The sequence below is a fragment of the Halopiger thermotolerans genome (genome assembly GCF_054654555.1).
The window spans coordinates 1,613,735-1,632,743 of record NZ_BAAIEU010000004.1 but is presented as its reverse complement, the minus strand read 5'-3'; the positions used below and the strand labels follow the sequence as shown (position 1 = coordinate 1,632,743).

24 protein-coding genes are annotated in these 19,009 nt (G+C 68.0%); 12 read left to right on the top strand and 12 right to left on the bottom strand.

Annotated elements, in window-relative coordinates; all coding sequences use genetic code 11:
* Positions 1-102 precede the first annotated feature (102 nt).
* A complete protein-coding gene (locus tag ACYQ26_RS15925) occupies positions 103-312 on the top strand; it encodes a hypothetical protein (RefSeq protein WP_459809872.1) in 210 nt (69 codons plus the stop codon).
* 347 nt (positions 313-659) lie between these two features.
* Here ACYQ26_RS15925 and gvpO read toward each other — a convergent pair whose 3' ends face one another.
* Genes gvpO through gvpA form a run of 3 tightly spaced genes read right to left on the bottom strand, consistent with a single transcriptional unit; the run spans position 660 to position 2,570 of the window.
* The gene (gvpO, locus tag ACYQ26_RS15920) at positions 660-1,217 is read right to left on the bottom strand and encodes a gas vesicle protein GvpO, halophile-type (RefSeq protein ID WP_459809871.1); all 558 of its coding nucleotides are present in this window, start codon (positions 1,215-1,217) and stop codon (positions 660-662) included.
* A gap of 54 nt (positions 1,218-1,271) precedes the next feature.
* Positions 1,272-2,294: a gas vesicle protein GvpN gene (gene gvpN / locus ACYQ26_RS15915; protein WP_459809870.1), complete on the bottom strand. Its 1,023-nt coding sequence runs from the start codon at positions 2,292-2,294 to the stop codon at positions 1,272-1,274.
* 12 nt (positions 2,295-2,306) lie between these two features.
* Positions 2,307-2,570 (bottom strand): gas vesicle protein GvpA, encoded by a 264-nt coding sequence (gvpA, locus tag ACYQ26_RS15910; RefSeq protein ID WP_459809869.1) that lies wholly within the window; start codon positions 2,568-2,570, stop codon positions 2,307-2,309.
* Positions 2,571-2,985: 415 nt separating this feature from the next.
* Between gvpA and ACYQ26_RS15905 the strand changes: the two genes are divergently transcribed.
* From ACYQ26_RS15905 to gvpM, 8 genes are all read left to right on the top strand, one after another.
* On the top strand, positions 2,986-3,609 hold the full coding sequence (locus tag ACYQ26_RS15905) for a GvpL/GvpF family gas vesicle protein (RefSeq protein ID WP_459809868.1): 624 nt from the start codon (positions 2,986-2,988) through the stop codon (positions 3,607-3,609).
* A gap of 2 nt (positions 3,610-3,611) precedes the next feature.
* Positions 3,612-3,866 (top strand): gas vesicle protein GvpF, encoded by a 255-nt coding sequence (gene gvpF / locus ACYQ26_RS15900; protein ID WP_459809867.1) that lies wholly within the window; start codon positions 3,612-3,614, stop codon positions 3,864-3,866.
* On the top strand, positions 3,866-4,453 hold the full coding sequence (locus ACYQ26_RS15895; RefSeq protein ID WP_459809866.1) for an Hsp20/alpha crystallin family protein: 588 nt from the start codon (positions 3,866-3,868) through the stop codon (positions 4,451-4,453). The genes gvpF and ACYQ26_RS15895 overlap by 1 nt, the downstream gene beginning before the upstream one ends.
* A complete protein-coding gene (locus tag ACYQ26_RS15890; protein WP_459809865.1) occupies positions 4,450-5,406 on the top strand; it encodes a hypothetical protein in 957 nt (318 codons plus the stop codon). Before ACYQ26_RS15895 ends, ACYQ26_RS15890 begins: the two co-directional genes overlap by 4 nt.
* Positions 5,407-5,508: 102 nt before the next feature.
* On the top strand, positions 5,509-6,144 hold the full coding sequence (gene gvpJ / locus ACYQ26_RS15885; protein ID WP_459809864.1) for a gas vesicle protein GvpJ: 636 nt from the start codon (positions 5,509-5,511) through the stop codon (positions 6,142-6,144).
* Between the two features lies 1 nt (position 6,145).
* Positions 6,146-6,490, top strand: coding sequence for a gas vesicle protein K (locus tag ACYQ26_RS15880; RefSeq protein WP_459809863.1), 345 nt, complete (start codon positions 6,146-6,148; stop codon positions 6,488-6,490).
* Entirely contained in the window at positions 6,487-7,512 is a 1,026-nt protein-coding gene (gvpL, locus tag ACYQ26_RS15875; protein WP_459809862.1) for a gas vesicle protein GvpL, read from the top strand. The genes ACYQ26_RS15880 and gvpL overlap by 4 nt, the downstream gene beginning before the upstream one ends.
* A complete protein-coding gene (gene gvpM / locus ACYQ26_RS15870) occupies positions 7,509-7,892 on the top strand; it encodes a gas vesicle protein GvpM (RefSeq protein WP_459809861.1) in 384 nt (127 codons plus the stop codon). The genes gvpL and gvpM overlap by 4 nt, the downstream gene beginning before the upstream one ends.
* 141 nt (positions 7,893-8,033) lie before the next feature.
* Here the strand turns inward: gvpM and ACYQ26_RS15865 are convergent, their stop codons facing one another.
* The 3 genes from ACYQ26_RS15865 to ACYQ26_RS15855 all read right to left on the bottom strand — a co-directional run bounded on the left by ACYQ26_RS15865 (position 8,034) and on the right by ACYQ26_RS15855 (position 9,963).
* Positions 8,034-8,249 carry a hypothetical protein gene (locus ACYQ26_RS15865; protein ID WP_459809860.1) on the bottom strand — a complete coding sequence of 72 codons (216 nt, stop codon included), beginning with the start codon at positions 8,247-8,249 and terminating at the stop codon, positions 8,034-8,036.
* 385 nt (positions 8,250-8,634) lie between these two features.
* The gene (locus ACYQ26_RS15860; protein WP_459809859.1) at positions 8,635-8,952 is read right to left on the bottom strand and encodes a hypothetical protein; all 318 of its coding nucleotides are present in this window, start codon (positions 8,950-8,952) and stop codon (positions 8,635-8,637) included.
* Between the two features lie 420 nt (positions 8,953-9,372).
* The gene (locus ACYQ26_RS15855; RefSeq protein ID WP_459809858.1) at positions 9,373-9,963 is read right to left on the bottom strand and encodes a hypothetical protein; all 591 of its coding nucleotides are present in this window, start codon (positions 9,961-9,963) and stop codon (positions 9,373-9,375) included.
* A gap of 207 nt (positions 9,964-10,170) precedes the next feature.
* Between ACYQ26_RS15855 and fdhF the strand changes: the two genes are divergently transcribed.
* Entirely contained in the window at positions 10,171-12,303 is a 2,133-nt protein-coding gene (gene fdhF, locus ACYQ26_RS15850; protein WP_459809857.1) for a formate dehydrogenase subunit alpha, read from the top strand.
* 115 nt (positions 12,304-12,418) lie between these two features.
* Here the strand turns inward: fdhF and ACYQ26_RS15845 are convergent, their stop codons facing one another.
* From ACYQ26_RS15845 to ACYQ26_RS15825, 5 genes are all read right to left on the bottom strand, one after another.
* Positions 12,419-12,613, bottom strand: coding sequence for a cold-shock protein (locus ACYQ26_RS15845; protein WP_013878375.1), 195 nt, complete (start codon positions 12,611-12,613; stop codon positions 12,419-12,421).
* 201 nt (positions 12,614-12,814) lie between these two features.
* Complete coding sequence (locus ACYQ26_RS15840; RefSeq protein ID WP_459809856.1) at positions 12,815-13,243, bottom strand: VOC family protein; 429 nt, start codon at positions 13,241-13,243, stop codon at positions 12,815-12,817.
* Between the two features lies 1 nt (position 13,244).
* A complete protein-coding gene (locus ACYQ26_RS15835; protein ID WP_459809855.1) occupies positions 13,245-14,258 on the bottom strand; it encodes an ABC transporter substrate-binding protein in 1,014 nt (337 codons plus the stop codon).
* The gene (locus ACYQ26_RS15830) at positions 14,255-15,250 is read right to left on the bottom strand and encodes an ABC transporter substrate-binding protein (RefSeq protein ID WP_459809854.1); all 996 of its coding nucleotides are present in this window, start codon (positions 15,248-15,250) and stop codon (positions 14,255-14,257) included. Before ACYQ26_RS15830 ends, ACYQ26_RS15835 begins: the two co-directional genes overlap by 4 nt.
* Before the next feature lie 4 nt (positions 15,251-15,254).
* Entirely contained in the window at positions 15,255-16,157 is a 903-nt protein-coding gene (locus ACYQ26_RS15825) for an ABC transporter substrate-binding protein (RefSeq protein WP_459809853.1), read from the bottom strand.
* Between the two features lie 145 nt (positions 16,158-16,302).
* Here ACYQ26_RS15825 and ACYQ26_RS15820 point away from each other — a divergent pair, with 145 nt between their 5' ends.
* Positions 16,303-16,641: a cupin domain-containing protein gene (locus ACYQ26_RS15820; protein WP_459809852.1), complete on the top strand. Its 339-nt coding sequence runs from the start codon at positions 16,303-16,305 to the stop codon at positions 16,639-16,641.
* Positions 16,642-16,655: 14 nt separating this feature from the next.
* Here the strand turns inward: ACYQ26_RS15820 and ACYQ26_RS15815 are convergent, their stop codons facing one another.
* Positions 16,656-17,582 carry a DUF8054 domain-containing protein gene (locus ACYQ26_RS15815; protein WP_459809851.1) on the bottom strand — a complete coding sequence of 309 codons (927 nt, stop codon included), beginning with the start codon at positions 17,580-17,582 and terminating at the stop codon, positions 16,656-16,658.
* 261 nt (positions 17,583-17,843) lie between these two features.
* On the opposite strand from ACYQ26_RS15815, the gene ACYQ26_RS15810 reads away from it, so the two are divergent.
* Positions 17,844-19,007 carry an ABC transporter substrate-binding protein gene (locus ACYQ26_RS15810; protein ID WP_459809850.1) on the top strand — a complete coding sequence of 388 codons (1,164 nt, stop codon included), beginning with the start codon at positions 17,844-17,846 and terminating at the stop codon, positions 19,005-19,007.
* The last annotated feature ends 2 nt before the right edge of the window (positions 19,008-19,009 follow it).

Genomic DNA, 19,009 nt, shown 5'->3' with positions numbered 1-19,009 from the left:
ATTCGCCGCTACTTTACCTTGCGGGGCCCCGTTTGCAGGGTCTGCAAACGCCGTTCGGGTTTATCAGTGGCACGTTCCTATCGGGAAACGGAGGTAGATTCCATGAAAAACGACTGGGACCGGCTCGTGTGGGGAGTCGAAGCGTCTCCGGAGGAAAACGAGGTCCAGATAAGCATCGACGGCGTGATCGACGACGTCGACGACCAGCTGGTGCGGGAGTTCCAGGAGAACGGTGCCCGCCTCGAAAAGGTCAAAATCGTGCCGGCGGACGACGCGGATTCTCAGCGGATGCCCCCCGAGAACTCGGACTGAGCCGACCGCCTCGATAGGGTCGGAGACGGGGCGATGGAAAGACGAGCGGCTGACTCGAATACTCCTTTCTGGCGGCGCCCCTGTCATAACGGTAATCAGGGGTTATCGACTGTCCCGTTTCCACCCTCCGTTTTCTCGAGCCGCGACGATCACGATGGGGGAGCACCGAACCCCGGATCGGCGTCACCCTCGGCAGGTGGGCCCTCGAGACGGCCGTCCTACTGGGGCTCGATACAGATAGAGTCTAGAAATCGCACGACGAGAAGCGACCGGCGACCCGCCAGTGACGACGAACAGCGTTTCCACTCGAGCCGGGACCGAACCGCGAGTCGACCCGCGCTCGAGCGTCACTCGAACTCGGCGGTGTCGCCGCGGCGGTAGCGGTCGAGCCGGCGGTAGCCGTGGACGGTGGCGTCGGCGTCGAGTTCGATCTCGTAGCGGCCGATGATGTCCTGCGTGTCTGGGACCGCTCGGCGTTCGACGACCTCGACGACGGCGCGCCAGCCGTCGTCGGTCGGGACGATCTCGCTGACGCCGTCGAACTCGTGGCCGATGAGCTCGCCGGCGGTCGACTGGACGGTCTTTCGGATCGCGAGGATACCGGCGACCTCCTCGCGGTCGGCGTCGGAGTCCGCGTCCAGTTCCTCGGGGTCGGACTTCTCCGGGGCGGTCATGTCGACCGCCCGCTGCGATTCCGATTCCTGCGTCTCGCGTTCGGCCGCCTCGGTCGGTTGGTCGGCTCGTTCCTCCTCCGTCTCCTGGGTCGTCTGACTGTCGCTCACTGTTGGATCACTCTCGTCGTGCTGAAAGCAGAAGCCGTCGTCCTGGGCCCGCCGCGAGCAGCGCTCGCCGTCCTCGGTGAGTGCCTTGCACCGCTGTCGTGTGTGCACGTCGGCTTCGGCCATCGGTCTGAGTTCGGTTCGTTATGTAGTTCGTACGGGTCGGTCGTCTCCTGTCGGTCAGATCGTCTCGCTGATCTTCGATCGCAGTTCCTCGACGTCGCCGCCGTCGTCGCCCGCGACCTTCGGGGCGAGAACGTCCGTGAACACGTTCGCCAGGGTCTCGTCGTCGAACTCGCCGTCGCCGTCGCTGGCGTCGAAGACCGCTAGCCCCTTCGCGGCCGTAATCGCCGCGCGGGTTCCGACGACGATGTCGAGCTCATCGCGGAGCGCCCGCGTCGTCTCGACGATGGTCTCGACGTCGGCCGCCGGGAGGTCGACGTGGGCGGCGACGATCTCGCGTTCGGTCTCCTCGTCGTAGTAGTCGAGGTGGATCCCGACGAACCGGTCGAGGAGCGCGTCCTGTTGTTCGTGGACGCCGGCGTACTCCACGTCGTTGGACGTGAGGATCGCCCGGAACTCGGGGTGGACGTCGATCGTCCGGTCCTCGCCGCGCTTGCCCGGTCGCTCCAGGACGCCCTCCTCTAAAACCGAGAGGAGGACGTTGTGAGCCGCCGGATCGCTGCGCGAGAACTCGTTGTAGACGAGCGTCGCACCCTCGCGGACCGCGACCGAGAGCGGGTTGTCCACCCACCGTTCGCGGACGATCTCCGTCTTCTTGCTGACGCCGCTGACGAACTGGTCGCTCTCCTTGTAGCGCTCGCCGCCGGCGTGGGAACCGACGAGCGCGGCCGTGTCGATCGCCTCGTCGCCGTTGAGCCAGACGACCGGCCGACCGCGCTTCGCCGCGGCCGAGAGCGCCAACGCCGTCTTGCCCGACCCCGTCGGTCCGATCAGGTGGACCGGCTGGCCGGCCTCGAGCCAGCCCGTGATCCGATCCTGCAGGGATCGGATGGCGTCGGTTTCGACGAACGGCTCGGGGGCGACCTCGTCGGGGTCGGTCAGTGGGCCGTCGCCCTCGCGGTCGTCGGTCGGCGTCTTTCGCGCGAGGTTCTTCTTCGCTTTCCGACCGTTCTTCTGCTCGCGACTGGCCGTGATCTTCCGGCCGCGAACCTTGCGCTTTCGCGACGTGTCGTTCGCCATCGGAATCGAACGTTATGACGTTTCGGCGCGGGGTTCGACCTCGAGCTCCTCGAGTTCCTCGTGGCCGCCCTCCGCGGTGGCTTGCTCAATTTTTGCGATCTCCTCCGCGTAGTGCAGGAAGGTGTCGACCGAAGCGACGACGACGCGCGCCTCGACCGTCAGCAACTCGATCCCGACGACGGAGATCCGCGCCCAGACGTCGATGACGACGCCCTTGTCGAGGACGCGGTCAAGTACTTCCGCCAGACTCGATGAATTCGGTGTTCGTTGTGCCATAGCGCTCGATTCTTGGCCGCCCCGTCGTAACACGGCGCGGGCTGCGTCTGCAAGTCTGGCCGCCGTTGGCCGGGGCTAACCGGCGTAACGGCGCCGTTCGCGACGGTCGCGCCCGCCGGGCTGCGAGTGCAAGCACCACAGTCACCCACCGGCGCGGTCAAACACACGTGACGATACCCGACGAGCACTCCGTCGCCGCTCGGCCGCGGGCTGCACGGTTCTCGAACCGCGGCCGATCCACACATCTCATGCCATCGATCCGTCCCACCGCCACCGACGATGTACGCACGCGTTTATCGACCCGCAGACCCCGACGATCGGGTCGTAACGAGCGTCGACTAATGAGCGGGGACGCCGTAAGCGGATATCCGATGCCTCCAGCCACCGATCCGTCGCGTTCGGCGAGTGATCCGCGATGAGCAACCGATACGTCTACGGCATCGTCGACTCGACCGACGTCGAGTTCGAGACCGAGGCGGTCGCCGGCGCCGAGCGCGTCTACACGATCTCCCACCGCAGCCTCGGCGCGGTCGTCTCCGACATCGACACCACCGACCCCGAGGAGACCGACGAGGACGCCCAGCTTCACGACGACGTGCTCCGAGAGATCATGGACTACGACGGCGGGACGACCGTCGTCCCCATGCAGTTCGGCATGGCGTTCGAGAGCGACCGAGAATTAAAGAACGTCCTGCGCGGGGCCCGACCGGCGTTTCGCCGCGCGATGAACGACATCGAGGGGAAGATCGAACTCGGTCTCAAACTCGTCCGCGAGGACGACGCCGACGTCGACCGTGAGGCGCTCGAGGCGGACGTCGAAGAGCGGTTCGACTCGATCGCCGACCAGTCGGTCGAAAACGACCTCTTCAGCGATCGACTCGTGCTCAACCGCTCATACCTCGTCGCCGAAGACGACCGCGAGGCGTTCGACGAGGCGGTCGCCGACTTCGAGGCAGAGCACGACGAGCTGCTTGTCCAGTACACCGGACCGTTCGCACCGTACAGCTTCGTCGACGTGAAAATCGGAGCCAAACAGTAACCATGTTCGTCCTCGACGACCTCCTGTTCCGGCCCTTCATGGGCGTTGTCAATGCGCTTCACTCCATCGCGCTCGACGAGATGTACGACGTGGAGGCCATCGAGGACGAGCTCAAGGAGAACCAGCTGCTGTACGAACTCGGCGAGCGCTCCGAGGCGGAGTACCGACGACGGAAAGAAGAACTCGAGGCCGACCTCGAGACCGCCCGCGAGGTTCACGAGCGGCTCTCGAGCGGCCGCGTAGAGGTGAAACGATAATGAGCGACCATCCACCGACGGACGACCGCGACGAATCGGACGACGAGCGACCAGACGACGACCGGACGATCGGCGACGACCACTGGCTCTCGAGCCTGCTCTCCGCGCTGGAGTCGCTCGAGGACGGCCGGATGTCGCGGTCGGGCCGCCGCCGCGGCGACCGGGCGGTCTTCGATTACGACGTCTCGATACGGACCGGCGACGGGCTCTCGCCCGGCGGTTCGCGGCGCGATCGGAGTCCGGCCGGCGGCGGAGAGCGGGAGCGGAAGCGACGAGGGGACGACGACGGCCGCTCGCGGAAGCGTCGGATCCGATCGGCGGGCCCCTCGAGCGACCACACCGTGACGACGCGGCGCTACGATGACGAACTGCTCGTGACCGCGGACGTCGCCGGTGCCGATCCGGCGGACGTCACGGTCGGCTTCGACGATTCGACGCTCGTCATCGCCGTCGAGGGAAGCGACCTCGACCGCGTCGACGTGCCCTGGGACGAGACCGCGTCGGAAGCGACGCTCAAAAACGGCGTGCTCACGGTCGAAATCCGACCGGAGACCGAGCGGACGGAACGGAAGGAGGACGAGCGATGAGCGAGAGCAAGAGCGAGGCCGAGACCGGGTCCGCAACCGAAACCGAACCCCAGGAAGCGTTCGACGAACTCCTCGAGGAGGCGACCGAGAGCCTCCAGCATCTCGACGAGATCCTCGACGATACTGAGGCGATCGACGCCCTCGACGACGAAACCGTCGAGTCGCTGATCGGCGACCTCGACGCGCTCACCCGCGTCGCCGAGGAGGTCGGCGAACTGCTCGAGGAGATCGATCTCACCGACCTCCCGGAAGCGATCAACGAGGAGGAACTCCTCGACGCGATCGAGACCGGCGAGATCGCCGCCGTCCTCGCGGACGAGGACGCGAGCGCAGCCGATCTCGTCTCGTTCAGAAAGCTGTTCGACGCGATCGACCTCCTGGAAACGTGGGACGCCGCGGATCTGACTGGCCTCTGGCAAGAGAAACGCGAACTTGACGAGGCGCTCGAGGACCTCGAGGACAGCGCCGACGCCGGCGCAGTCGAGCGGACCGTCGCGGAGATCGCGGCCAGCGACGAGCGGCTGTTCGGCGAGGAGGGCGAGCTCCTCGAGACGGACATGGACGCGACCGACGCCGCGACGGAGGTGCTCGGCGACATCGACATTACGCAGGATCCCGAGGCCTACCAGGCGGCCATTCAACAGCAGGCCATCGAAGGCATCGACGCCTTCCGTGCCGCGCTGCTCGAGACCCACGAGCGGTTCGAGCGGCTCTACGAGTACAACCGCGAGAAGATGCGCCGGGAGGACACGAGCACGAACTCCCGGAATCCGACGGCGGCATCGACGATCCCGACCGACAGGCTGGATCTCGGCGGCGGCGCCCGCTACTCGACGGTGCCCCAGGAGGTGAAGCTCTCGACCGCGCCGGCGCGGAAACGGATCTACGGCCGCCGGTTCGAGATCGAACGGGAGAAGCGGCGACGGCGAAACCAGGAGGAGAAAACCCAATGATGGACCCACCAGCACCGGTACGAGCACGACGGACGACGGCACGCGAGGTGCCCGAACGGATCGAAGCGAGAGCGCCGACGGCGGTCGACGGAGGTGAGCGGCGTGGTTGACGACTTCCAGCCGAGCCGCCAGAAGGCCGACCTCGCCGAGGTCGTCGAGATGCTGCTGGACAAGGGGATCGTCATCAACGCCGACATCGCCGTCTCGATCGGCGACACCCAGCTGCTCGGCGTTCAGGTCCGGGCCGCGATCGCCTCCTTCGAGACCGCGGCGAAGTACGGCCTCGAGTTCCCCGAGGGGACGGACATGCGCCGGGTCGCGGAGGCCGCCGGCGAGCCGGAACTGGCGGAGATGGAGCGGCCGAAACCGCCGGTCGATCCGATCCGCGGCGTCAACGCGACGGCCGCCGAGCGCGACGCGGACGACCGACGGCGCGAGGGAGAGAGCGAGGGCGAAGCCGACGCCGACGGCGCGAGCGAGTCGGAGCGCGCGGACGACGAGCGCGACGATCCGTCGGCCCGCGTCGGCGCCCCGCGGAACCTCGCCCGGCCGACCAGCGGCGGCCTCGATCTGATCAGCCGCGGCGACTCGAGTGGCGACGGCGGCTCCGACGCCGACGACTCGCGCTCGAGTGCAGACACGGGGACCGAGAACGAGGCCGACGACGACGAAACCGACACCGACGCCGACGCCGCGAACGGAGACCCCGAACCCGGCGACGAAACGGAGGGGAGCTAACGTGACGAAGATAGACGTCGGCGACGGTGAGGACGCCCGGCAGGGACTGGTCACGCTCGTCGTCACCGTCGTCGAGCTCCTGATGGACGCGCTCGAGCGCGAGGCGGTCCGGCGCATGGAGTCGGGCAACCTCGCCGACGAGGAGATCGAGCGGCTCGGCGAGCAGCTCGCGACGATCGAGGCGGAAATCGAGCAACTGAAAGAAGACGAGGGGATCGAGGACGGCGTCGACGACCTGCGCGGCGACCTGGACGGGCTGGTCAACGACGCGATCGAGCAGCTCCACGGCGGCGAGCCGACGACCCGCGAACCCGGCTACTCCGTGTTCGGAGGTGAGGAGCAGTGAGCGCGAACGATCCCGGCTCGGGGGCCGACCGCGACGAGCGACTCGAGCGCGTCGACGCTGACGCCGACGGTGAGGTGCCTGAGATCGACGAGGGGCGGTATCTCTACTGCATCGTTCAGGTGGAGGCCGACGGGGAGGACGGAGCCGAGGTCGAGTCCGAGTCCGCGGGGGACGACGCGACCGCGACCCTCGAGACGACCGGCGTCGACGGCGAACCCGTCTCGGTCGTCGTCGAGGACGGCATCGGCGCGGTCGTCCACGCCTGCGACGGCATCTACGACTCGGCGAACCTCGCGCAGGTCCGGCGGTGGCTCGTGCGCCACCAGACGGTCGTCGACGAGGCCGGGCAGGCCTTCGGGACGCCGATCCCGTTCCAGTTCGACACGATCCTCCGCGGCGACGACGAGCGCGTCCGCGAGTGGCTTCGCGAGGAACGGGACACCCTCGAGCGCGCCCTGTCGGAGCTGACCGGCCACTGGGAGTACCGCGTCGAGGTCGTCGAGCGCGACCCGATCGACGACGCGGCCCTGATCGAGCGCGACGAGCGCCTGCGCGAACTCGACGCGAAGATCGACGATTCGACCGAGGGCACGGCCTTCCTGCTCGAAAAGAAGCTCGATCAGCGGCTCAAGGAGGTCCGGGTGGCCCGCCGCGAGTCGCTGACCGCCGACCTCGAGGAACGGCTCGCCGACGCCGCGCGGGAGGTCCACTCGCTCGAGCGGTCGCCGACGGCGTCGCTGGACGACGCGGTAACGGACGAGAGCGGCGGGGCCGGCGCGAGCGGTGGTGCCGGTGCCGACGACGCGGACTCGGGCGAAACCCTCTGTCGGCTCACCCTGCTCGCCCACGAGGACGCCGAGGGCGAGATCGGCTCGATCCTCGACGACGTGGCGGCCGAGGACGGCCTCGAGGTCCGGTTTACGGGCCCGTGGCCGCCGTACACGTTCGCGCCGGAACTGGGCGGGGGCGGCGAATCGAACGGCAGTCAGACGGACACTCGAAATACCGGTCGAGAGCCATGAGACCGCGAAAGGACGACGAGGCGCTCGTGGACGTCCTCGACGTTCTACTCCGAGACGGCGCAATCTTGCGGGCGGACGTGATCGTCTCGGTCGCGGACATCCCGCTTGTCGGCATCAAACTCACCGCGGCCATCGCCGGCATGCGGACGATGCAGGAGTACGGCCTGTTCGAGGAGTGGGACCTCGAGCACCGGCGCGCGGCGGTGACGCGTCGCCACCGCGGGAAGGAGAAGGTGAGCGGAAAACGGAGACGGCAGTCACGGCAGTCGCTCGAGACCGAGATCGACGAGGAGGTGCCGGTCGAAAGCGGGAATTACGAGGAACCCGAGGAGGAGGAGGAGGCGGAAGTGCGAAACGATGAGCGAAGCGGAGCCGACTGACCGCGACGCCGACCGACGGCGGGGCGCTTCGAAAACGGTCGCGAACTGAAATGGATAACCGCGATCACCGGAGCGGTCCGTCGCGTTCTCTCGAAGCGGCCGAGACCGAATCGAAACGATCCGTGGGCCGGCGGGTCGCGGTCACGCGTACTTCGGTCGTTCCTTGGTGAGTTCGACGTCGCCGGTGACGGTCTCCTCGTCGCGGTCGTCGTCGTAGATGTACTGGCCGGTCGACCCGCAGAGGGTGCACTCGTAGGTCTCGGAGATCTCGTTGATGACCTCACCGTCCTCGAAGTAGACCCGACTCTGCGTTATCTGCAGGAACTGGGGGGTTTCGCAGTTGGTGCAGGTGATCATATTCGACCGGTCGCGTCCACCAATTGTAGTTATCCGGCTTGTAACCGAAAGCCAGGGGCTCCTACGTCCGAATTACCGGTCGGCAAACCGTCGGCTGACTGCCGGTAAAGTGTGTTAACTATTGGCACGAAGGTGGAACCGATCGAACCGCGGTAAACCGACCGTAACCGGCCCGGATCGCCGGCCGGGCGGCGGCCGACCCCTGGCCGGTAGGCGCCGCAAACTCGAGCACAACCGCGGCCAAACTGCGGTTAGTCGGTCGCTTACGGCGCGGTCCGCCGGCGCGATTGCCGACCGGTCGCGCTTTTCCGAGTCCGTCTCGAGGGCGTGGTCGTTTTCGGTCTGTTTCGAGGGACCGGTCCAGTGGGGCGGTCCGGCAGCGGCGTCACTCCCGGGACCGATCGGCGGGGCGCTCGAGTTCGATCCGGCGGCGGCGGGCGGCCCGCCACCGCGCGTAACCGTAGGACAACACTGCGCCCTCGATGAGGATCCCCGCGAACAGCGTCAGGACCAGCAGCGCGACCAGCGGATCCGCGAGGGCCTCGAGCGGGCGGGCCGGGAACTGCTCGGCGGCGCGTCGCTGCGCGGGCGAGAGGCCGACGACGAGCACGCGGTAGACGAGGTAGGCCGTGGTCGCGAGCCAGCCGGCGTAGCCGATGCCGGCGACGGTCAGGCCGACTCGGCGGACGGTGTAATCCGTCATCCGATCACCGTAGTAGTCATTCGTCGCGACGAGTCGACGGACCGCCACCGTATGCTTTCCGGAATCCCACGAGGGCTCGCGGTCGCCGCCGCGCTCGGGGCCGACGTCGTCGGTCGGTCGGCGCGCGCCGCGTAGTTCGGACCTATACGCGCGTTATCCCGTCCCTGTCGCTACTCGGGGCCCGCTACGGTCGCCAAACCCGCAGCATAACAAAGGGCGACCCCCGCAAACGTCGCGCTGCGGGGTGACACGCCCCGTCGGGTACGCACTCAGCCAGACGACGCGCTGACCAGCCGATTGCGTGCGTTCGTGCCCGGATCGCTCGGAAGTGGACTCGCCCCCGCTTCGAGTACACGCTCATGTCTCTCACGAGGGCGGGCCCCCGCCCCCGCCCGATTCCCCACGCCGCGTCGCGGTTCGTCACGCGGACCCGAACCGCTCCTTCCAGAGTCGCCAGAGCGCCCGATACAGCGTCCACATGTCGCAGTCGCAACGTTCGCAGACGCCGCGACAGCGCTCGAGGTAGGTCTCGTACGCGTCGACCGACGGTTCGGGCTCGGGGTACGGCGCGGCGAGTTCGCCGGCCTCGCGGAGGACCGCCCACTCCCGGTCGCCGACGACGACGTACTGATCGGGATCGACGAAAAAGAGGAACGCCGACGCGATCTCGACCCCGAGGCCCTCGAGGACCGTGAGGGAATCGATCGCCGCCGCGGCGTCGTCCGGTCCGTCAGCTACCCGCTCGAGGACGGCGTCGACGGCCTCTCGAACGGCCTCGAACGAGTTTTGCTCGAACCGTTCTTCGGCCGCCCGGCGCTCGTCGTCCGGCGCGGCGCCGAGCGTCCGTCGGTAGTACCACCTGACGACCCACTCGCAATCCCGCCGGCCGTACTCGCCGCGCTCGAGCGCCGTCGACAGGGTTTCGATCTGGTCCCGTTCGACCGGATAGAGCGGTTCTTGCTCCCGGTACTCGGTCGCTTTCGTCTCGATCAGCGACCGTGTAAGGTCCATGATACCATCTCTCACGACGTCCGACGCCGTAGCCATTACGCATTCGCGGCCCGTCCGCGGTCGCAGCGAGTCGTCGGCGAGGGCGGTACCCGAGCGGGGAACGGTTCGAAACGCGCCCACATTCGTGATATGTGTTAGAAAGACTCATGGTATTCGGCGTGGTCAGCGTTCCTGACGCGATTCGACCGCAACACGGGGACGAGACCAATGTCAAGCGACAACCAAGACACCGTCAAGACGATCTGTCCGTACTGCGGCGTCGGCTGCGGGATTCAGGTCCGGCAGGGCGACGAGCCCGGCGACGTCCAGTTCATGCCCTGGGGCGACGCCCCGGTCAACGAGGGCCGGGTCTGCATCAAGGGCGGCGCGGCGACCGAGGTCGTCGACCACGAGGACCGGCTGACCGACCCGCTGATCAAGGAGGACGGGGAGTTCCGCGAGGCCAGTTGGGAGGAGTGTTACGAGTACGTCGTCGACGAACTCGAGCGCATCCGCGAGGAGTACGGCCCGGACGCGGTGGGCTTTTTCGGCTCCTCGAAGACGATGAACGAGGAGAACTACCTCCTCCAGAAGCTCGCGCGCCGGTACGGGACGAACAACGTCGACAACTGCACCCGGATGTGCCACGCCTCGACCGTCTGGGCGCTGCGCACGAGTCTGGGCGCGGGCGCGATGACCAACAGCATGCGCGACCTCCGCGAGGAGTGCGACCTGTTCTGGATCCAGGGGGCGAATCCGGGCGAACAGCACCCGATCGCGAACAGCCAGTACTTCCGGCAGGCCGTGCTGGACGGCGCGACGGTCATTCAGGTCGATCCGCACGCGAACAAGACGACGCGATCCTTCCAGATCGACGACACCGACCGCCACCAGCACCTGCAACTCGAGCCGGGCACCGACATCCCGCTGCTCAATATCGTCCTCAAGACGATCCTCGAGCACCACGAGGAGAACCCCGAGGACGGCTGGATCGACGAGGAGTTCGTCGAGTCCCGAACCGAAGGGTTCGACCACTTGAAGGAGACCCTCGCGGACTTCGACAAGGAAGCCGCCGCCGAGGAGTGTGGCCTCCCGCTCGAGGACATCGAACTGGCCGCGAAGAAGTACGCCGAGGCCGACAACGCGGCCATCTTCACCGGGATGGGGATGAGCCAGCACGCCTGCGGCGTCGACAACGTGCAAAACGAGATCAATCTCGCGCTGATCACGGGCAACATCGGCCGCCCGGGGACGGGCGTCAACCCGCTGCGCGGGCAGAACAACGTCCAGGGGACCTGCGACGTCGGCGCGATGCCGAACGTGCTGCCGGGCTACCAGCTGGTCGACGACGACGAGGCGCGGACGCGCGTCGAGGACGTCTGGGGCTTCGAGATTCCGGACGAGCCCGGACTGACGAACGTCGAGCTCTCCCACGAGTTCGGCGAGGGGGTCAAGGGACTGTACGTGATGGGCGAGAACCCCGTCATGTCCGAACCCGACGCCAACAGCGTCGCCGAGCGGATTCAGGACCTCGAGTTCATGGTGGCGCAGGACATCTTCATGACCGAGACCGCGCAGTACGCCGACGTCGTCCTCCCGGCGACGACCTGGGCCGAGCGCGACGGCACCGTCACCAACACCGACCGGCGCGTCCAGCGCATGCGCGGCGTCGAGAAGGTCCACGAGAACACGAAACACGACCTCGAGATCCTCTCGGAGGTCGGCACCCGCCTCTTTGACGAGGGGTTCGACTTCGACGATCCCGAGGCGGTCTTCGAGGAACTCCGGCAGGTCTGCCCGATCTACCACGGGATGACCTACGATCTGCTCGGCGAGGAGGGGCTGCACTGGCCCTGCTACCAGCCCGGCGACGAGGGCGATCCGTTCCTCTACGAGGAGGAGTTCGACACCGAGAGCGGAAAGGGTCACATCGAGGGCGTCAGCCACCAGCCGCCCCGGGAGACCCCCGACGACGAGTACCCGCTGATCCTCACGACGGCCCGGCTCGAGGAGCACTACAACACCGGGACGATGAGCCGCCGGTCGCCGACGCTCAACCGGCAGACGCCGGAGAACTTCGTCGACGTCCACCCGGCGGACGCCGAGCGCTACGGGATCGAGGACGGCGAGAAGGTCGTCCTCAAATCGCGCCGCGGCGAGATCACCGTCGAGGCCCACGTCACCGAGGACATCAAGGAAGGATCGGTGTGGACGACGCCGCACTTCGCGGCCGCCTCGGCGAACCGGCTGACCAACGACGTGCTCGACGAGCGAGCGAAGATCCCCGAGTACAAGGCCGCGGCCGCGGAGGTCGAGGTCGGCCTCGAGCCGGCGGACGCAGAACCGGCGGCTGACGATTAGCGCGACGCCGGTATTCGGTCGGGTACTCGGCGGTATCCACCGTCGTCACTGGTGGCGACGCGTGAAATGAAGAAGCGAGTTCATCGGTCGCCTCGCGGCGACGGTCGAACCGTAGTTACTGTCGAACGACGTTCGTCGCGCGCGGACCCTTGGGGGCCTGCTCGATGTCGAATTCGATCTCGGTGCCTTCCGTGAGGTCCTCGCCGCCGACGTCCTCCATGTGGAAGAAAACGTCCTCGTCCGCGTCCTCAGTATCGATGAAACCGTAGCCGCCAGTGTCGTTGAAGAAATCAACCTTACCGTTTGCCATTGCGACCACATCGAACCAGCGGACACGGATAAGTGTTTTCACTTGTACTCGATAGTCGAAGATTCGAATACGAGCGTTTATCGAAAACGCGATTTAGTATATATTCGACCACAGAAATCGGACTTCTCGTCGGATCGGTGACCGATCCGTCACGGCGGCGACGTACTTCTGTGGGAACCACAGATTCACCCGGCCACACGGTCACTCGACGTCGTCGTGGGTCAGCAGCGGCCGCTCGCGCTCGCTGGCCGGCGGCTCGTAGGTGATCACCTCGAGCAGGTTGCCGTCTGGATCGAGGAAGTAGAACCCCTCGAACTCGTCCCAGTCGTAGGGTCCCTGCTTGGGGAACTGGCCGTCCAGCTCGTCCATTAGCGTCTCGTACTCGTCGCGGTCGGTCTCGAACGCGAGGTGGGCCTTGTCCAGCGGGTGCTCGAGGCCGCGTTCGTCCCACCCCTCGGCGCGGCCGGTCTCGGCCAGCGTGACGACGGTGTCGCCGACCTGAAACATCGCATGTGCGCCCCTGAAATCCGACGGCGGCCGGCGCACCTCGAGCCCCAGCACGTCGCGGTAGAAGGCGTAGCAGGCCTCGAGGTCGTCGACGTCGACGTTGATGTGATCGACGGCCCGCATGCTAGCCGTCCACCCTGTCCGCGTAGTTCGCGAGGACCGGCTCGTCCGTTTCCACGAACTCGTTCGTCCACGCCGCGTCCGGATCGATCGCCCCCTCGAGCAGGTCGGTCTCCGCGAGCGTCCGCCCGAGCCGGCGCCACCGCCGCCCGTCGTGGATCCCCCAGCCGCGCCGGCGGACGACGTCGGTGAACTGCAACTGGGTGGCGGCCGTCTCGAACTTCCGGCGTTCGACGTCCCGAGTGCGCTCGAGAGTGGCGTTGCGCGCGATGAGGACGTCGATCGCGGCCTCGGGATCGCTCGTCGCGGCCTCCCAGCCCCGCGCCGTCCCGCGGAGGAACGCCCGCACCGTCTCGGGGTTCGCCTGGGCGAATTCGGGCTCGGTGACGATCGTCATGCCGTAGACGCCGAGGCGGTCGCCGATCGGCAGTTCGTCGGCGGTCCGGTCGTGCTCGCGCTCGAGTTCGTAGCCGTTGGTCACGACGCCGACCGCCGCGTCCACCTCGCCCTCGAGCACCTTGTGCTGGACGCGGTGGTGCGTGTGGTCATCGACGGCGAGCAGTTCGACCTCGTCGCGGATCCCGGCGTCCTCGAGCAGTTGCGCCGCCAGGATGCGCGTCTTCGTCGCCGACGGCGCGATCGTGCGGCCGGCCAGTTGCGATGGGTCCTCGAGGGGCTCGCCGAAGGTGTCCCGCAGCGTGTAGACCGCGGCCGGGGTCGTCCCCGTGACCGCGGCGACCGCCAGCGGCTCGAGGCCTCGACTTTGTACCGACAGCACTGCGCTGGCCCCCGCGAGCGCGAACTCGGCCCGTCCCTTCGCGGCTTGCTCGGCGGCGAACGGCGAGCCATGGCCCTCGACGAACCGCACCTCGAGGCCCTCGTCCGCGTAGTACCCGCGCTCGCGTGCGAGGAAGTACGGCGCCTGGAAGCCGTTTGGCTCCCAGTTGAGCTGGAAGTCGACGGTCGTCGGCTCGGTCGTTTCCGTCGCGTCCGCCGATCCCGTCGCGTTCGACGTCATTGCGAGGGGGCCACCTCCGTTCGGAACGTATCCTCGGGGATGTGGTCGACGCCGAGCGCCTCGGGGCCGGCGACCTCGAGCAGGTGGCCGAACAGCCGCCGCATCGCCGTCACGGTGTCGCCGTCCCAGTCGGCGACGACCATCTCGCGCCAGCCGTCGCGGATCCCGCGGACGACGGCGGGGTCGTCCTCGTACATCATGCGCTCGCCCAGTTCCGTCCAGCAGTCGTCGTCGGTCCGCAGCCGCTCGACCGCGTCGGCGTAGGCTCGTTTGAACCCCTCGACGGCCTCGGGCCGGTCGGCGAGGTAGTCCTCGCTCGTGAGGAACGTCGAGATCGGCAGCGTCTCGTCGGCGCCCGAGAGTCGCTGGACGAGTTCTGACATCGGCAGCGCCTCGCGGTAGGGCCCGGTTTCGACGATCTCGGGCACGATCTGCCAGAACTGGAGCGCCGCGTCGACCTCGCCGTCGCGCAGCATTCGGGTGAGTTCGACCTTCGAGCCCGACTCGACGGCCGTCGCTTCGTCCTCGGGGTCGAAGTCGTGGTACTCGCGGCAGGCGGCTCGGGTGAGGATCCAGTTCTTGTCGAGGCGGCGGACGACGCCAATGCGGCAGTTGCGGAGGTTCGTCAGGTCCTCGATGTCGGAATCCTCGGGAACCACGAGCCCGCCGACCGTCCGCCCGTAGGGGTGGAAGGCGACGATCGGTGCGCCGTCGGCCCGCTCGCGAGCCGTCGAGATGTAGTCGATGTCGATCAGGTCCGCGTCCCCCTCGTGGAGCTTCGCCTCGACGGTCTCGAGGCCGCCCTCGAGTGCGTCCGAGACGAGCTCGACGTCGAGGTGAAAGCCGTGGTCGCGGTCGAGGCCGAACCGCTTGATCGTATAGAGCAGGTAGCGCGGACTGCCGTTGTGTTCGAACCGCGCTCGCATCACCGGCAGGTCACCGGGGTCGTCGTGGTGCTCGTCGAGCGCGGCCTGTTGGGTGTCGATGTCCATGGGGTTAGTCGAGCGCCGGGGGCGCGACGATCGTCTCGATCTCGGCCCCGTCGTCGATCAGTTCGCGGTCCTGCATCCACTCGAGTTGCCCCTCGAGGTCGTCCGCGGCGGCGATCTCGGGCGTCTCGTACTCCGGGACCGTCACCGACTCACGGAGCGCGTCGAGGTCGACGTCCTCGAACAGGTCGGGCGCGACCGCGGCGTCCTTCTCGAGCATCTCGAGGTACTCCTCGCGGAACGCGTCGGGGTCGGCGTTGATCGTCTCGACGGCGCGCTCATAGGCCCGCATGAACGCGTCGAGGGTGTCGCCTGCGAGCCCCTCGGCGCCGACGACGCCGATGTGGTTCGGGAACTCGAGGAGGCGCTCGAACCCGAGCCGGTCGGCCAGCGTGCTGTGGGGATCGAGCAGCGTCGCGGCGTCGACCTCGCCGTCGCGGAGCGCCCGAATGCGGTCGGTCGGCATCCCGTAGTGGGCGAGTTCGACCTCCTCGGGGGGCAGGTGCTCCTCGAGCGCGCGCATCGCGGTGTACTCCTGTCCCGTCCGCCGGTTGACGGCGACGGGGACGTTCGCGAGGTCCGCGGGCGACTCGAAGTTCGATTGCGGTCGGACGTGCAGCGTGTACGGCAGGTCCGCGAAGGCGCCGTGGGCGACGATCCGACCGTCCTCGAGCGACCACGTGCGCCGCAGACTCTCCCACTTGCAGACCGGGTACAGGTCCACGTCGTCGTCGCCGGTCAGCGTCCACTCCGCCGGAATGTACTTTCGGTCCACCCGTCGCCGGTCGCGCTCGAGCAGTTCGACGTCCAGCCCCTCCGCGGCGAAGTAGCCGCGCTCGGCCGCGACCCGCTGGGGCAGCATGAACGAGAACGGGAGGTGAAACACCCGTACCGTGTCACCTTGTGACATGCAATACTGCCGACGGTAACCCGCCCCATAAAACGTTTCTAGGAAACGTTTATACGAGCGTTCGTGGAGAAAATACAGTCATTCCGGTGCGGAATAAGCTTCACGTAGCGAACGCTCGTGAGTGCGTTCCGTGGTGATCGATAGCATGGATCACGTACGGACCGCGGACGCCGCCCTCGAGGAGGTCGCGGACGGCGTCTACCTCGGCGATCTCTCGACTGGCGACCGCGCGAGCATGAAGTACTGGCGCGTCGAGCCGGGCGCGACGCTGCCCAGTCATCGCCACGAGCACGAACAGATCGGCTACGTGCTCCGGGGGACGCTGACGGCGATCGTCGACGGCGGCGAGGTCGTCCTCGAGGAGGGGGACGCCTACCGGTTCCCGAGCGACGAGCGCCACGGGGCCGAGAACCGGAGCGACGAACCCGCGGTCGGGCTCGGCGTGCTCTCCCCGCCGCGGACGGAGCCGGACTGGCGCGAGTAGCGACCGACATCCCGTCAGCCTGCGCCCGCGGCGTCCCGGCGCGGCCGCTCCGACGCCGGCACCCACGCGAGCAGCGGGTCGTCTTCGGGGACGGCGACCGTGACGATCGGCCGGCCGCAACTCTCGCAGGTCGCCTCGAGGCCGATCTGGGGCCGTCGACAGCAGTGCTCGAGTCGCTCCGAGCGCACGGCGAGGCGACCGTCGCAGGTCGGTGCGGGACACCGATCGCGGAGCAGCCGAAGGCCGGTCAGCACGTCCCGGCGGTCGTCGGCCGCAAGGTCTCGCCAGCCCTCGAGCCGGTCGCGGAGTTCGCGGTCGGCGGCGATGTCGGCCGCGAGCGCCGCCGCGGATTCCCACCGGCGGCGCCGCGATCCCTCGAGTTCGAACGTCGTCTCGCCGCGGCGTCGAACGGCGTCGGGCTCGAGGCCGACCAGTTCCGCGACGGCCGCCTCGTCCGGTCCGGCCCGGTCGGCGGCCGGCCCGGTCCCGTTTTCCCGCCCGGACTCGTCAGATCGCTCGAGCGCGAACCGCCCGAGGCGCTCGTCCCAGCGCCGTTGGAACGCCGACGCGAGTTCCACTGCGTCCGTCGCCGGTTCGCGGCGAACTACGTCAGCCGCCGCGAGCGCCTCGAGCACGTCCTCGAGGTCGGCCGTCTCGATCGTCGGCCGATCGTCAGGCGCCTTCCCGAACGCCCGGAGGACCCGCTCGGGCAGGTACCGGCGGGTGAGCGTCGGCGTGCCCGGGATCAGGTATCCGCGGAGCGCGATGATCGCGAGGCAACAGCCCAGCGCGAGCGCGCCGGCGAGCGGCGAGGCGACGCCGACGGCGATCGCGAGCGCTATCGCGATCGCGATGTTGACCACCGTACAGGGCAGACAGCGGTTCTCACCCGTGTACTCGGGCTGCCGAAGCCGCTCGAGCGCGTCGGATCGGTCGATCACTGGCGACCACTACCGGTCGCTTCACCGCGCCGATCCAAAAATCGAACCCGCGGTTCCCGTCGCCGACGCGACCCGCGTCACCGGGCACCACGGGGGTCGGTCGCGTTTGTAAACCGCGGCGAGCCGCCCCCGCGATGGCGGCCGATTTCGGCCCGCGACGTATCACCGAAACCGACCGTCCTACGGTGCAGTACTGACCCCTTAACCATTAATACAAATCCTTTATCCCGGCCTCCGTGGACGGTCCGTGTGTGATACTGCGTGACAGGATTTCGCCACACGCGCCGTCGACTCCTCGCGGCGACCGGAGCGGCGGCGGTCGCCGGCTGTCTCGGGGGTGACGCGGACGGCGAGGGGAACGAAAGCGGAGACGGCGGCGACGGAAGCGGGAACGCCACTGCGTCGACCGCTGACACCGAGGCGGACGGCGAAGGTGGAAACGAGAGCGCGGGTTCCGACGGTCCCGAACCCGAGGTGACCGACGTCACGCTGCTGCTCAACTGGCAGTTCAACGGCCTCCACGCGCCCTACGTCGCGGCCCGCGAGAACGGCTTCTACGCCGCGGAAGGATTCGAGAACGTCGCGATCGAGAGCGGCGACGGCTCCGACTTCGCCGCCAACCAGGCCGGCCTCGGCAACGTCGCGTTCGCCGTCTCGAGCCCCGACCAACTTCTCAACGTCAACAGCCGCGGGCTCTCGCCGCAGTGCGTCGGCGTCGTCATGCAGCGCAATCCGAACGTCGTCTTCGCCACCCGCGACGGGTTCGGCGAACTCACCGATCCCGCACAACTCGAGGGCGCGACGGTCGGCAGCGGCCCCGGAATGGTCCGGCAGATGACCCGCGCCTACCTCGAGCACCACGGCGTGCTCGAGTCCGTCGAGTACGTGGACACGGGCTTCGACACGGTTCAGCGGCTGCTGGCGGGCGAGATCGACGCCGCGGGCGGCGTGTTCGGCGACGTCGTCGACGCCGAACATCAGGGGGCCACGGTCGACGTCCTCTCGATCCACGAGGCGATTCCGTCCTACGGCCACGTGATCGCCGCCGACGAGGCCTTCGCGTCGAACAACCCGGCCACCGTCCGCGCGTTCCTGCGGGCGACCGCGAAGGGGGCCGTCTGGTCGACGCGGAATCCCGACGCGGCGATCGATCGCCTCGTCTCGGTGCAGCCGGAACTCGAGGAGGTGCGCGAGAACCAGCGCGACAAGTGGGAGCGGCTGTCCACTGAGTACATGCGCTCGGACGCCGTCGCCGAGCACGGGTGGGGATGGAGCGAGCCCGAGCCGTGGCAGACCACGTACGAGACGCTCGCGGACGCCGACGTGCTCGAGGGCGAGGGCGATCCGGGGACGGTGTGGACGAACGACTACCTCGACGCGGAGTCGGCGTACATCAGGGAGTACGACCAGTTGACCGACTCGTGACG

Coding starts and splice junctions, on each gene's coding strand:
- gvpM (WP_459809861.1), top strand. CDS start 7,509: ATGAGACCGCGAAAGGACGACGAGGCGCTCGTGGACGTCCTCGACGTT.
- ACYQ26_RS15905 (WP_459809868.1), top strand. CDS start 2,986: ATGAGCAACCGATACGTCTACGGCATCGTCGACTCGACCGACGTCGAG.
- gvpO (WP_459809871.1), bottom strand. CDS start 1,217: ATGGCCGAAGCCGACGTGCACACACGACAGCGGTGCAAGGCACTCACC.
- ACYQ26_RS15890 (WP_459809865.1), top strand. CDS start 4,450: ATGAGCGAGAGCAAGAGCGAGGCCGAGACCGGGTCCGCAACCGAAACC.
- ACYQ26_RS15860 (WP_459809859.1), bottom strand. CDS start 8,952: ATGACGGATTACACCGTCCGCCGAGTCGGCCTGACCGTCGCCGGCATC.
- gvpA (WP_459809869.1), bottom strand. CDS start 2,570: ATGGCACAACGAACACCGAATTCATCGAGTCTGGCGGAAGTACTTGAC.
- gvpN (WP_459809870.1), bottom strand. CDS start 2,294: ATGGCGAACGACACGTCGCGAAAGCGCAAGGTTCGCGGCCGGAAGATC.
- ACYQ26_RS15925 (WP_459809872.1), top strand. CDS start 103: ATGAAAAACGACTGGGACCGGCTCGTGTGGGGAGTCGAAGCGTCTCCG.
- ACYQ26_RS15855 (WP_459809858.1), bottom strand. CDS start 9,963: ATGGACCTTACACGGTCGCTGATCGAGACGAAAGCGACCGAGTACCGG.
- ACYQ26_RS15825 (WP_459809853.1), bottom strand. CDS start 16,157: ATGTCACAAGGTGACACGGTACGGGTGTTTCACCTCCCGTTCTCGTTC.
- gvpF (WP_459809867.1), top strand. CDS start 3,612: ATGTTCGTCCTCGACGACCTCCTGTTCCGGCCCTTCATGGGCGTTGTC.
- ACYQ26_RS15845 (WP_013878375.1), bottom strand. CDS start 12,613: ATGGCAAACGGTAAGGTTGATTTCTTCAACGACACTGGCGGCTACGGT.
- ACYQ26_RS15820 (WP_459809852.1), top strand. CDS start 16,303: ATGGATCACGTACGGACCGCGGACGCCGCCCTCGAGGAGGTCGCGGAC.
- ACYQ26_RS15865 (WP_459809860.1), bottom strand. CDS start 8,249: ATGATCACCTGCACCAACTGCGAAACCCCCCAGTTCCTGCAGATAACG.
- ACYQ26_RS15835 (WP_459809855.1), bottom strand. CDS start 14,258: ATGACGTCGAACGCGACGGGATCGGCGGACGCGACGGAAACGACCGAG.
- ACYQ26_RS15840 (WP_459809856.1), bottom strand. CDS start 13,243: ATGCGGGCCGTCGATCACATCAACGTCGACGTCGACGACCTCGAGGCC.
- ACYQ26_RS15830 (WP_459809854.1), bottom strand. CDS start 15,250: ATGGACATCGACACCCAACAGGCCGCGCTCGACGAGCACCACGACGAC.
- ACYQ26_RS15895 (WP_459809866.1), top strand. CDS start 3,866: ATGAGCGACCATCCACCGACGGACGACCGCGACGAATCGGACGACGAG.
- fdhF (WP_459809857.1), top strand. CDS start 10,171: ATGTCAAGCGACAACCAAGACACCGTCAAGACGATCTGTCCGTACTGC.